8 protein-coding genes are annotated in these 13,212 nt (G+C 59.3%); 5 read left to right on the top strand and 3 right to left on the bottom strand.

What is annotated here, in order from left to right; translation table 11 throughout:
• Nucleotides 1-169: 169 nt before the first annotated feature.
• Entirely contained in the window at nt 170-592 is a 423-nt protein-coding gene (locus tag KF841_06480) for a hypothetical protein (GenBank protein ID MBX3394997.1), read from the bottom strand.
• A gap of 487 nt (nt 593-1,079) precedes the next feature.
• Between KF841_06480 and KF841_06475 the strand changes: the two genes are divergently transcribed.
• The 4 genes from KF841_06475 (at nt 1,080) to KF841_06460 (ending at nt 7,231) form a co-directional block, all read left to right on the top strand.
• Nucleotides 1,080-2,768, top strand: coding sequence for a hypothetical protein (locus KF841_06475; protein ID MBX3394996.1), 1,689 nt, complete (start codon nt 1,080-1,082; stop codon nt 2,766-2,768).
• A gap of 97 nt (nt 2,769-2,865) precedes the next feature.
• The gene (locus tag KF841_06470; GenBank protein MBX3394995.1) at nt 2,866-5,652 is read left to right on the top strand and encodes a serine/threonine protein kinase; all 2,787 of its coding nucleotides are present in this window, start codon (nt 2,866-2,868) and stop codon (nt 5,650-5,652) included.
• A 119-nt stretch (nt 5,653-5,771) separates the two neighbouring features.
• Complete coding sequence (locus tag KF841_06465) at nt 5,772-6,215, top strand: hypothetical protein (GenBank protein ID MBX3394994.1); 444 nt, start codon at nt 5,772-5,774, stop codon at nt 6,213-6,215.
• An 86-nt stretch (nt 6,216-6,301) separates the two neighbouring features.
• A complete protein-coding gene (locus KF841_06460; GenBank protein ID MBX3394993.1) occupies nt 6,302-7,231 on the top strand; it encodes a sigma-70 family RNA polymerase sigma factor in 930 nt (309 codons plus the stop codon).
• Nucleotides 7,232-7,273: 42 nt separating this feature from the next.
• Here KF841_06460 and KF841_06455 read toward each other — a convergent pair whose 3' ends face one another.
• Nucleotides 7,274-10,642 carry a VCBS repeat-containing protein gene (locus KF841_06455; protein ID MBX3394992.1) on the bottom strand — a complete coding sequence of 1,123 codons (3,369 nt, stop codon included), beginning with the start codon at nt 10,640-10,642 and terminating at the stop codon, nt 7,274-7,276.
• A gap of 43 nt (nt 10,643-10,685) precedes the next feature.
• The gene (locus KF841_06450) at nt 10,686-11,231 is read right to left on the bottom strand and encodes a hypothetical protein (GenBank protein MBX3394991.1); all 546 of its coding nucleotides are present in this window, start codon (nt 11,229-11,231) and stop codon (nt 10,686-10,688) included.
• 342 nt (nt 11,232-11,573) lie between these two features.
• On the opposite strand from KF841_06450, the gene KF841_06445 reads away from it, so the two are divergent.
• Nucleotides 11,574-13,121 carry a hypothetical protein gene (locus tag KF841_06445; GenBank protein ID MBX3394990.1) on the top strand — a complete coding sequence of 516 codons (1,548 nt, stop codon included), beginning with the start codon at nt 11,574-11,576 and terminating at the stop codon, nt 13,119-13,121.
• Nucleotides 13,122-13,212: the final 91 nt, after the last annotated feature.

The raw sequence follows: 13,212 nt of genomic DNA, 5'->3' as shown, positions 1-13,212 counted from the left end.
GGACCTTTGAAACAATCACCGCACTCGTTGGGTGAGTGCGGTGATCGGCTAGACCGCCGGGTTGTCGGAATGCCGCGCTTCGCGGCTCTTGGGGGAATGAGATGTGCCGACGGTCGTTACTCAGATCTCGTCGCGAAACGGTGTTCCGGTCATACTGAACCGCGTTCGATCACCACCAATCTTCCCAGTCGTCATACCAGCCGCCGTCGTCGTACCAACCGCCATCGTCATACCAGCCGCCATCGTCATACCAGCCGCCATCGTCATACCAGCCGCCATCGTCATACCAACCGCCATCGTCATACCAACCGCCATCGTCATACCAACCGCCGTCGTCGTACCAACCGCCATCGTCGAACCAACCGCCGTCGTCATACCACCAGCCCCCGTCAAACCAATTCCCTTCTTCAAACCACGATTCCTCATAGTATCCGTCGCTCCAGCCGTTGAATGAAGGGAAAAAATTGAACCCCAATCCGGAGTAGCTGTAGCCGCCGCGGCCGGGTCTGCCGTCGCAGCCGACGGCCGAGAAGATTGTGGCAATAAAGATGGCTGTTGCTGCCATACAGGAAAATCGAAATCGAGTGATCATTGCCGTTTCTCCAGCATTAGCCGACGTTCGGCGTTAATCTTCGTCGCGCGACTCACCGGACTTCAGCACCAGCATCAGTTGGTGTTGGGTGAATCGCGTTTGTGTACGTCGTTTACCGAGGCAAGGGCTTGAGACTTTCGAATCGCCCGCGCTGCCCGCTCGGCACTGGTTATAGACAGGGCTGAAATTCGCGAGGTTAGCGTCGAAACGGAGTAATTTTGCGAAGCCAGCCGGGCGCCTCAAAATAATGTGGTTCCGTTTCGGAATATCAATACGAAACCGCACGTTGCGGTTGGCCAGTCAAACGCCGTTTTAAGTACAACCATGCTTCATAAATGGTTATAATCGAAGAGATTAGAGGAAAGTCCAGCCGCGTTTCGACGTGATGCCACCTCGAATTGAAACGACGGTTGGCCGGTGGAACCGTGCTTTCAAGCTCAATGGGTCATTTGGTTCATCGAGGTCCGAAATCGGGCGGGAGTTCGTGATGTTTGGTCGGCTTGCGACAGTTCGGATCAAATCAGCCGAGGAAGCCATTGCGGCCGGAAACCTTGAGGCTGCACTGGAGATCGTCACATCTTCGGACTTGGCGAAGAATGAGCGAGTGGCTCGGCTCCGGGAAATTCTGGCGGAGAAATACCTCGCTCGCGGGCAGGAGCGGTTGCTAAATCGCCAGTTCGTCGAAGCGATCGATGATTTTGCACGTGCAGGCCGCTGCGGGCGGCTAGTCGAAAAGGTTATTGAGTGGCAGAGGCGGGCGATTGCAGCTCAGCGGGCTGACTGCCTCGAGATCGCTCAGCGCGATGCCGCTCTGGATGAGGCCAGGCGTCGTGCGGATGCGGGTAGCCTTGTCGGCGCAGCCGAGGCACTGGAGCGAGTCGGTGTCGTTGATCCGCGCGGCGGCTTGATTGCCGACTCGATCGAGCGGCAAACGCGACAGGCCGAAGCAGCGCTTTCCGCCGCTATGGTCGCATTCGATCGAGAAGATTATCAAACAGCTGCCATTCGAATTCGAGAGGTCAGAAAGCTCCACAAGGGTTTGGATGGATTAACAGATGCGGAGAATCGTCTGGTGGATTCCTTAATCGAACGAGCGAAGGCGGATTTTGAGAACGGCCGTCTGGATCGCGCTAAACAATCGCTTGCGGCGCTCGACGGTTTTGGGGATCGTCGCGCGGATCGGTTGGATATCGAGGATCAGGTTCGGCACGCGACGGATGCGGCTACGGCGCTCGCGCGCCACGACTATTCCGCGGCGAGCGTGCTGCTCGGGCGAATCGCCAAGCTGAATCCGAGTGCGACCTGGATTGGCGAGGCTCGTCAGTCGGTCGATGCAATGGAGGCAGCATCCGAGGCAATCATGGAAGGACCACTTGGTCCGCTGCTTTCGGTGTGTAATGAACAGCGCTCGCCGCTGATGTCGACCGCTGTGCAAGGACCGAAGGGGCAGCCATTATTTGAAACACTGCCGGCCGTCGATCGAAACGGCGTCCGGCCGCCACCGATCGCAACGGCGGCACCAGGTGCCGTCGCACGCATGGGCCGGGAAGAGCGTCTGTTTGCGCCGCCTGAAACGCCCGGATTGCCTCGGCGCATCCTGCTCCGCATTGATGGCGTGGGCAGTTATCTGCTGGTTCGAGGGGATCGGGTGAGCATCGGCCGCGGTGGTACAGGCGCGACCGCGGATGTCCAGTTGATCAGCGATCTGCCTGAGCGCCACGCGGAAATCGTTCGCGCAGGCGAAGATTATTTTGTCGTCTCGCAGGGCGGAGTGGAACTGGGCGGCGCCCATGTCGATCATGCGTTGCTTCAGCCAGGCGACCGAGTGAGACTGGGTAAGCGCGTGCGATTGAAGTTTCAGCGGCCCAGCCTCAAGAGCAGCGCAGCCACTCTGGAATTGGGAGAGGGCGTACGAATGGAGAATGACAGCCGGAAAGTGATTCTCTGGAGCGGCCCTGTCCTGATCGGTGGTACGAGAGAGTGTCACGTCAGCGTCAACGGCGGCGGCGCGGATCTGGTTTTCATGGAACGGGGCGGACGCATGTACTTGAAGACAGTGGGGTCGTCGAGCGACGCGATGCCAGTGGAACTCGGTGCGCCGATGCAGTTCGGCAATTTGAGATTCACCGCCACGCCGGTTGCTGGACCGTCAGACATTGGCCGGGTGCCGGGTTGAGATGTTTGATCGCGATCCGATTTGTGCGCAGCTTGAGCGTGTGGGCAGGGTGGTTTTGCGGTGCACAGGCCCGACTTGTGCAACGAGGCGGTTGAAAATGAGCTTTCGATTCAATCAAGGTGATCGGCCGTTGCCGGGATACACGATCCAACGCGGGGTGGGGCGCGGTGGATTTGGCGAGGTGTATTACGCACTTTCCGATGGCGGCAAGGAAGTCGCGCTGAAGTACCTGCGAGAGAACCCACAGGTCGAACTCCGTGGCGCCACGCACTGCCTCAATCTCAAGAGCCCGTACCTTGTTGCATTGCACGATATCAAGCAAAGTGTCGCCGGCGAATTCTTCGTCATCATGGAGTTTGTCAACGGAGCCTCGCTTCGCGACCTCATGAACGAAGAGCCGCGCGGACTTGGTACGCAGAAGGCCGCTTACTTCACCCGGGAGATCGCAAAGGGCCTGGCCTATCTTCATGACCGTGGCATCGTTCATCGCGATCTGAAACCCGGTAACATTTTTTATGAAGACGGCTATGTCAAAATCGGCGACTACGGTCTGTCGAAGATGATGGCCGCGAGCCAGCATAGCGGTCAGACCGTCAGCGTCGGCACCGTCCATTACATGGCTCCGGAAGTCGGCAGCGGCAACTACGACCGCACGATCGACATCTACGCCCTGGGCGTGATCCTCTATGAGATGCTCCTGGGGCGAGTTCCGTTCAGTGGTTCGAGCATGGGTGAGGTGCTGATGAAGCATCTAACCGCCCAGCCTGAAGTGGATGAACTTCCTGCGCCCTTTCCGCATGTCATACGCAAGGCTCTCGCGAAGGATCCGAACGACCGCTATCAGACTGTGAATGAGATGATGACGGATCTGTTCGATGCGGAAGACCTCAGTCGATCCGTTGGCGCTTTTGAGCCGGCCAGTATTTCGACGCTGGCCAGCCGCGCTGCGCGAAAGATCGCGCGGTCCATGAATGAGACCCTGCCGGCCGGCGGAGGCCACGCGATCGGTACCGGCAGCAGCAACATTGGTCAATTCGCGCCGCCCCCGATTATCGCCGCCCCCCTGGGTAATCGCATGGAGGGTCGGATCGAATCTCATCCCGCCATCCCGGCTGCTCCAGCAGTCGCAACCAGAGGCCTTGGCCTATGGCCGGGACCGTCAAATCCCATCAACGCGGTCATGTCAGTCGTTGCATGCTCGGCCGCGGCCGGTGCGGCGACCGTGATGAATCACGGGGATTTCGAATTCTGGCTTGCGATGTTCCTTCATGGCGTTGCCTTCCTGACTTCGGTGTTTCTGTGGCAATCGTGGATGCGCCGGTCCGAAGGGAATCGCCATAACTGGAACGCGAAGCTTGCGCTCGTAGTGCTTGGAATTGCACTCACTTACATTGTCAATTGGCTGGCAGTCGAGATGGGTTGGGGGCTGCCGAAAGTTGGAAGCCTGGGTCTTCCGCTTGCTGCGTCGTTCGTGTTTGTCGATTGGCGCGGCCGTCTGGACGAGGGCCGACGTGGGACAATCTCCGCGGGTTCCGCCATGTCGGCCGCCGCATTCGGAGTCATCGCCTGGTTCATTTCCGAGGCCGATCTGGTTTGCATGATTGCCATTCTCGCAGGCGCGTCACTTGGCATTCAGGCCCTGGGCGCGTTGTGGCCGATCGCACCGAATCGCTCCAGCGACGCCGGGACGGGGAAGAACCGAAGCGACGCATCGTTCGACGGCCAAATCAGGCAAGCGTCAGCCGAAATTGTGAACGGAGCCGCTGTCGGTATTTCTCGGGATGGCTCAGCAGGGTCGGGACGGGAGCGATCGACCAATCAGGCAATTAAGAAGTCGGGTTTTCGCACGTCACTCCCCGAGCGCCATCCAGCGTCTCGCGCACTCTGGTTCGTCGCGGCAGGGGTGCTTGGGCTTGGAGCGACCATTTGTTTCATTGCATTGCCCTTACTGAATCTCGGAAGGGACGAGTTCACCGGTACGCTCATCGGCGGCGTGGTTCAATCGATCTTCATGCTCTTCGCCATCTCCTGCGCCGTGCCACGATTCAAAAAAGGCCTTTGGCGAGGCATCTTTCGTAAAGGAATCAGTTTTGCCGGAGTCGCCATCGCTGCCGGGTGCGGAATCGCCTCAGGTCAATTGCGCCTGACCAATGAGGAATTCTTCGGCCTGATTATCGGGATCCTGGTTGGCGCGATCATGTCATTAATCGTCTGGGTGATTCCCGTGCCCATGCCGTCTTTTCTGCGTGAAGCGAGTGAGAGCGGCCCGACGAATGATGGGGAGGCCGCCAGACTCTTGAATCGAGCCCGAAAATTTCGATGGGCCGGCTTTGTCACATGGGGCATCGCGATTCTCCTTATTCCGACGTTACTGGCGACCGTTCCCAAACGCGACTGGGAATCAGCATTTCCGGCGACGATGATCCCGCTGGGCTTCATCGGACTCGGACTGCATATCGCCGCCACAGTCCTGAAGCGGAGGGCGCGCAAGCCGAAGCCTCCGGTAAGCACGCCCGTCGAATTGCCGTTGCGCCGGTCGTTCCGCGCCGAATCGCTTTCGGGCCTGCGTCGGTCGCTTGAGCAGTATGCGTTTCTCAACGGATATCGCGTCGATCATCCTGGCGAATTGCTATGGCGACTGACTCGGGGCGAATGGATTGCGCGATTCTGGCAGTCCGACGTGCGTAAATGGAAGACCGAAATCAATCTCGTGGCCACAGAGAACGGTCAGGAAGGTTACTGGGTCAATTGCATGCTGGACATCGATGCGCCGTTCCACAAGCCGGACCGCTCGATGCTCCGAAAACTCGATGAGCAATTAGGCGAATTACAGGCCCTCATCGCCGGTGCGCCGGCGGATCAGGAACGGGAGATCGTCGTATGAATGCTCCGAGTGTGGGGGCTTGGCTTCTGGTTCTGATCGCCGTGATCGCTGCCTTTTGGCTGATCCCGACGCGCCGACCGCGCCGCTCAGGATTATCCGCCTTCATTGCGATATCCATCGTGGCAGCTATCGCGATGCTCGCGTCGTCCCAACGTTTCCACCGGGTTCAGCCGATGACGGCCGTCTCGTATCAAGTTGCTCCACCGTCACCCAAGCCTCCGCCGCCGCTGGATTGTTCCGATTTGCCGGAAGTGCATTCGGACCAGGGGGCGGAAGTGCCTGTTCCCGAGGTTCCGGAAATCCATTTCAAGAACGCATTACATGCGCGCGAAAGTGCCCAATCGGTTTCTCGATCTTCGGGATCGTCCTACCAAGACGAAAAGACCACACGGCCGGTTAAATCAGCAATTCTCGGCGGCGGCGTCACACTCGGATTGATGTTGCTCACGGCGATCTTTCTCGACGCCGAACGATTCGGCCGGTATACTTTTCCGGTCCGCGTTGGAAGCGCGGCGACGTTTGTCGGCCTTTGTCTCGTGCTCTGGAATCTGGGTCCGCTCTGACAAGTGATTGATCGAAGCAGCGGCCGGCGCGTTTCGACAGGTGGACACGACAAGCGATTGGACACACGCTGCCATCGATCGTTGCATTGTCCACATTGGATGGGACGGGCACCTTGAGTCAGACGGACGACGCAGACAAGTTCCTCGTCGTTGCGATTCGCAATGGCGATCAGCGTGCCTGGCATCAACTCATCGAGCGCTACCAGGGCCGCCTACTGGCGTTTGCCCGCTCGCGGCTCCGAAATCCCGGCGAGGCCGAAGACGCCCTGCAGGAAACCTTGCTCGGTTTTGTCACGAGCCTGCCGCATTTTGATGAGAGCCGATCGCTTGAAACTTATCTCTACGCCATTCTCCGCTACAAGATCGGTGAACTGCTCTCCCGCAAAGAACGGTCCCAGGAACTGACGGCGGGATTCGACATCGATGACGACGCGGCCCCGCCTGATCCGGTGGGCGGTGAAACGCCGAGCAGTGTGGCGCTGGCTGCGGAACGCGAGCGTCAGCAGGGGGAAGTACTCGCTCGCATACTTCGCCGACTCATCGAAGAGCTTCGGGACCGTGGCAAGCTGGACGATCTTGAAGTCGTCGAGTTGCTTTTTTACGTCGGACTTCGAAACAAGGAGGCGGGTGAACGGCTGGGCCGCGACGAGAAGGCCGTCGCGGGTGTCAAGTTCAGGGCACTAGGCCGCTTGCGGGAGTTCTTCGAGGAGTTGGCTCCCGTGGATCGTGAGTTGATTGATGTGGACGCGCTGTCAAGTGAGGCGACCATCGCCCGCGTGTGGCGTAGCCGTCGGCTGAGTTGCCTGAAGCGCAGTACGATCGGCTCATACCTGCTCGGTGTACTGGAGGAGCCGTGGTTGTCTTATACCGTCTTTCATCTCGATACGATCCAGTGTCTGATGTGCCGTGCCAATCTGACCGACCTTTCTGTTGAAAGCGAACGGCTTGCCCAGACCGACCTATCCGAGCGGCTCTTTCAATCGAGCGTCGGATTTCTTTCGCATCACAGCGGCTGATACCGGCTTTGCGAAGTGCTGTATCAACCTTTCGGAGAGCCGTCAGTTCGCACTGTGTTCGCCGGAACGCCGATATCGGTCACCTGCCGACCATCGCGTGTTGTACTTAAGAATCCAGTCGCCTTGCCTTGCACCAGGCGGAAGCGGATCGATCGAATCACCACCGACGACGTTGTGGTCGCCATCTTTCTCCCAGCCGTACGATCGTAAGAAGTAGGTGCGTGTCATGCCGGGAGCAACGGGTGCGAAGTCGTCGGCATCAAATTCCAGTCGCAGTGCGTCCCCGCCGTTGGCCAGCACGAGAGCGCCATCGCGAGCAGATACTAGCTCGAGCACGTCGCCGTATCGCGTGCACCATCCGTACATGTTCGATCGCCACATTGGAACGGGGGACACCTGGTCATAATCCGGTGTGGTCGGATGGTCCTGGGCCCGCGCTCGAAGATCGGAAAATCCGCGCCACCGCAGTTGAGCCGAATCCGGCCTTGAAGAGCGAACCACATTGCGGGAAAGCGGCACGCTCTCGAAGAGCGCGAGCCGGTCCCAGCGAATTTCAAACGTATTCGTCAGCCTCAGCCGGCGAAATGCCGGCGGAACCTTGCCATCCAGGTCGACAAGTATCGTCTTTGTCTTGCCGGCCGGCATGCCGACATCGACATCGACAACCCTCCACCCACCGTCGGGCATTTCGACTTCCAGTTTCGGCATCGACACCAATGCATCGGGGTTCTGCGACAGAGCGATGTTTGTGCTGCCTTGTCCATACTGGAGCCAACCAGTGAGAGCGAGAACGATGCTTCCAGATGCGTCGATAGGTTCGCCAAAATCCAGCGTCAGAACCAGCGGACGACACATGCCGCGATAGGGCGGCGGCAATAGCGCGCCCGGCGGTGCGAACCGGCCGTCGATCTCTTCCATTGCCTGAGTCCGATCGATACCGTCGTCACCCATCGCCAGTATGGGCGATCGTCGGTGTTGGAGCAGGCGAATCTCCGACGGCGGAAACGGTGGAATCATGATCTTGTCGGTTGAGTGGACCTCCGCGCCCGGCGGATGATCGACGGCCAGCAGCTCCACATCGTCCATGTACAGGACTTCCAGAAATTCGCTCGTGATTTCGAGCACGAAGCGATTGTTTGTGGCTCGAAGTGACTCGTCGTTGCCGATCAGGACAATTTCCTCGGGATCGGCAGGCAGGAGCATTTGTCGGGTCAGCGGAAGGCCGATCGGCGCATTGCCGAGGATATCCGTCACGAAGCGAAACCCGGCGCCATCCCACGCGTATAGAAACGGGCAGGAACCCGTCGCCACATTCTTCTCAAGAATCACGAATGGGGCCGAGGCGGTTTGTATGTCCAGTTGATTATCGACCACGCCGTTGGTCCAGATTGTTTGAATCAGGTCGAGTCGATCGCGTGCCCCTACTCCGATCTCAATGGCCGGCGACGTGACTTCGCGCGACGTGAAGAAGCGGCCGACGCGAACTTCGACATGGGTTCCGAATCCGGAGGGATTCGTCTTCTGCGCGAGAAGCCGTACCTTGATCTGTCGATTGGCATTCCCGCCATCGTTGCGAAGGAAAATCGGTGAGCCGTCCCGGGTCAACGCGAGCAAGTCCGTGTCACCGTCGCCGTCGAAATCGCCGGACAGGATCTGCGAGATGTGACCTTGTTGCGTCCCAATATTGAAAAAACCTGCGGGCGCCTGGGAGAATCCACCATTCCCATCGTTTCTCCAACCTCGAATGGCCGCGCCTTCACCTTCTGATTTTCCGGAAATCACAATGTCGATCTGACCGTCATTGTCCCAATCCACGAGTGCGGTATCGCAGGCATCAAAGCCGGCATAATCCAGGCGCCCACGAGCCGGCGTTCCCCAGTCGATGATTTCTGCTCGATCTGCTCCCAACAGTACGATATCAATGTTTCCGTCAAGATTCAGGTCATCCGCCAGAATCCGATTGGCCGCTGGCCAGGGTCCCGGCGGCTCCACCATTCGCGCGAATTGCCCGGCGCGACGATTCTCAATCACGACGGTAGGCTGATGGCCGCGTATCAGGATGAGATCGATTGCGTCGTTGCGATCAAGATCAACCGCGGCAGCGCGTTCGCAATCCTCGATCTGCGGCATCCCCACCTCGCCGGAGACGTCCTTGAAGGTCTCGTTACCATTGTTCTGGAAGATTCTCGCGCCGTCTCGGCAGGCCAGAACAAGATCCAGATCGCCATCGTGATCGATGTCCGCCCATACGGCGCTTTCTGCCCGTACGCCGCGCAGGCCTGATCTATCTGTCACATCGACGAATGTTCCACGGCCGGATTGCCTGAGTAGTGTCAGTCCATCGCCATGAATCAGAAGGAGATCGTTTCGCGCATGCGATCGGGCGTCGTATTTCTCGCCCTTCGGAACATCATTATGATAATCGCCAACGACCACCGCCTTCACGCCCTTCAAATCATCCAAGGTCAAATCCACGGATTGCAGTTCGAACCCGGCGGATTTACTCCATCGGGCAATTCTGATCCCGCCCTGGTCCGTCACCATCGCAACACCGGGGCGACCCGCATCGTCGGTATCGAGTATGGCCATCGACGCGAATTTCTGATTCTGTCCGGAAAATGCGGTCGAAGTGGCGTCAACGAATCTTACTTTGATCGGCGCGGCCGAGGCGGCATCCGGATCGTTGGGACTGGACGTTGCGGGTTGGGTTGTCGTCCGCCTGGCACTAACTGACGCTAACGTGTTGATGATTGCTTCCGGCCGTGTGTGGATGCAGGACTCGAGAGATTCGGCATTTCGTGATTGATCGCCGAACAACTTCCTCAGACGTGTGAATTCAAGCGTGCATCGCCGGGCCTCTTCCACCTCGCCTGCCTGACGGGCATATGCTGCGAGTTTGAACCATGCCGCCGCGTGCATCGGATCCAGTCGGACGGTCTCGCGAAATTGCACGCCGGCCGCGTCGTCTCGACCGGTCGCCTGATAGGCCAAAGCGAGTTGAAAACGGACTGCGGGAGTGACTGCGTCGAGCTTTGTCGCCGCCTCGAAGAACGGCACCGCATCCTCGAATCGACTATCGCGCGCCAGCACCAGACCATGCAGATATGGCGTTGAGGACGACATCGGATCAATTTTCGCCGCTTCGGTCAGTGCCGATATGGCTTTCTCATGTAGACCCGCGATCAAGGCCGCGCGGGCCAGATTGCGAAGCGCCACGGCCGAATCCGGGCACAGCCTCAGGGCGGCCTCGATGGTTTCGACGGCTTTGACCGAGTCGCGATTCTCGATCAGCGCTTTGCCGCGGTTCATCAAAAGGACGAACTCGGCGTCGTCGGCCAATGCCGGGGTATCGACGACTGACGCGGCGAGAAGAATGAGCATGGTGATTGCGATGCACTCTGGTTGTTTCATATTCGCCTTTGCGTGTTTTGTTTCGCGCCCGACAGACAGCCGATTACAGAATGGCGCCCTCATCCGAGCCGTCATTGAGTGGCCGCGGATGAGTTGGATGACCGCGCACAAACGGCTTCCAGCGACGCTGAACTGATTCATCGATCGGGAATTCAAACTGCTCCGGACTGAGCACCCAGGCCGGCAGCGAAGTCTTCGGCAGTGGGTACTCGCGAATGCGATCCTGGAGCGGACGCGACCAGCGACGGCCGGCAAATGACTGATGGGACCAGGTTTGCCATGCTGCCGATTCCAACTGCTTCTGTAGTTCTGCAATGTCCGAGGTTCGGCAGCACGAGGCGTACTCTCTTGGAACGCCCTCGTGAGTTCGCCCGCACGGGCATTGACCTCCGGGTGAATAATGTGCAAGCCGTTCGTAGCACGCGGGTCGCTTGATGTCCCGGGGCAATCGGCGTCGAACGCGCTTCACCACGGCGCGAAGCACGAGAATCAGAACAAGTCCGCCGAGCAGCAGAGATACGATCACGCCAAGCGGAACCGGTCCGCCTCCCAGACGAAGAAATCGGTTCAGCGATCCGATCGCAATCATGGAATCCAATTCGAAAGCACTCCGGCAATCGTGACTGACCTGCACCGGTTCGGGACATTCGCGCCGTCAAGAAAAATCGAGACCCACATCCCGGCCTTTCGGGTTACCCGCGAACCGAGGATTATGGTACACTGCTCGTTGATCGGAATTGTAACCCGGACTTTGAGAGGGTGCCGCTCAGAAGGCCAATCTCCTTTTCGAATCCGGGCCATCCGTTCGTGATCGCTCGCGGCTTCGGGCCGTCGATGCCGATCGATGCCGGCCGTTTCTAAGCAGCCACCAAGCCGAGGCTGCGAGGCCGCCGATCCGGCCCGGCCATGATATAGATCGATTGGAATCGACATGGAAAACCCGCTCATCGTTCTGGACCATAAGGCCGGAACGCACCGGGGCGACGGTTTCCAGCTTGGCGGGTGCAATCCTGACGCCAAGTGTGGGAACGGCCTGGAGAAGATCTACCCAACGTGCGCTGTTCGCTATGGATACATGCGCTACATCGGCGAATTCAGATATTCGCCGGGGATGAAGTTCACCTGCGGCGGCAAGGTCGTCATTCACACGAATCGCGGCATTGAACTAGGCGAACAGGTCAGCCTCACCTGCTCCGGCTGCGACAAGTCCGTGAATCGCAAGCAGATCATGGACTATGTCCGGCAGAGCGGGCCGGAGTTTATGCAGCTCAAAGCCGGCCGCATCCTCCGCGCTGCCGCGCCGGCCGACCTCGATGACCAGGTCCATCTCAATATGGCGGCCGCGCAGAAGTTGCTGTTTGCCAGGAAGCTGGCTGCGGAGCAGCAATTGCCGATGAAGTTCGTCACTTGCGAGCATCTGCTCGGTGGCGAGCGGATCATCTTCCACTTCATGTCCGAGGATCGGATCGATTTTCGTGAGTTGGTTCGGGTGCTCGCTCAGGAATATCACACGCGAATTGAGATGCATCAGGTCGGCGCCCGGGACGAGGCGAGGTTGGTCGCCGATTACGAAATATGCGGCCGAGAGTGTTGCTGCAAGAACTTCCTCAAGAAGCTGCGGCAGGTCAACATGAAAATGGCCAAACTGCAAAAGGCGACTCTTGATCCTTCCAAGGTCTCCGGACGCTGTGGCCGCCTGCGATGCTGCCTCCGCTACGAACACGAGGGGTATGAGGAACTGAATCGAAAGCTGCCTCGCGTGGGCTCGCGCATACGAACCGCCAAGGGGATCGCGACGGTCCGCAATCGGCAGATCCTCACGCAGTTACTCTCCGTAATTTACGACGGGACCGAGGAATGGGAGACCATCGCGATCGAGGACGTGATTGAGCGCGGGTTACCCAAGCTGGAAAGGCCGATGGAGGGGCCGATGCCCTCGCGCGACCAGCGATCCTCGCGAGATTCGAATGATCGCCGCGGCCGTCCATCCGCTCGACGCGGCGACAATCGCCCCTCGGCTGATCGATCCGTCGACCGCGGTTCTCAACCATCGATTGATCGTGGAATGGCGTCCGGCCGGCGCGCCGAAGCCGAAGAATCCCAGGCTGAGCCGATCGGCCATGGCGAGCAGGGTGCTTCGACGCAGAATAACGTTGACGAGTCGATCGAACATTCACCGGGCTTTGCGAGCGGATTACTGGACGGACCCCTTGAAGATGAGTCAGCTGTTGACCTGGGGAGCGACGATCAAGGCGAACACGGCCCAGCGGTCCAGGGCCGCGCGGATTCGGGGCGTCGATCTGGGCCGATGCGAGGGCCGGATGTTCAAGGAGCTGACGACGCTGGCCAGGGCGGCTCGGAGGAGCAGCGTCGCCGTCGCCGTCGCGGACGAAGGCGGCGAGGTCGTCGAGACGGCGGATCGGGCGGCGGCCCATCCGGCGGTGGGGGTGGCGAACCCGGCGCCGGACCGACGGGCTGAGCCTGGTCATCGACTCTGCCCGCTTGGCTTGTCTGCGTGTTTTGTCCGCCCCATGGCGTGACTGTGGGGGGGCGTTTCCGCTAGAATGTGC

The sequence above is a fragment of the Phycisphaerae bacterium genome (assembly GCA_019636475.1).
Classification (GTDB): domain Bacteria; phylum Planctomycetota; class Phycisphaerae; order UBA1845; family UTPLA1; genus JADJRI01.
This window is presented reverse-complemented; position numbering and strand designations above follow the sequence as displayed.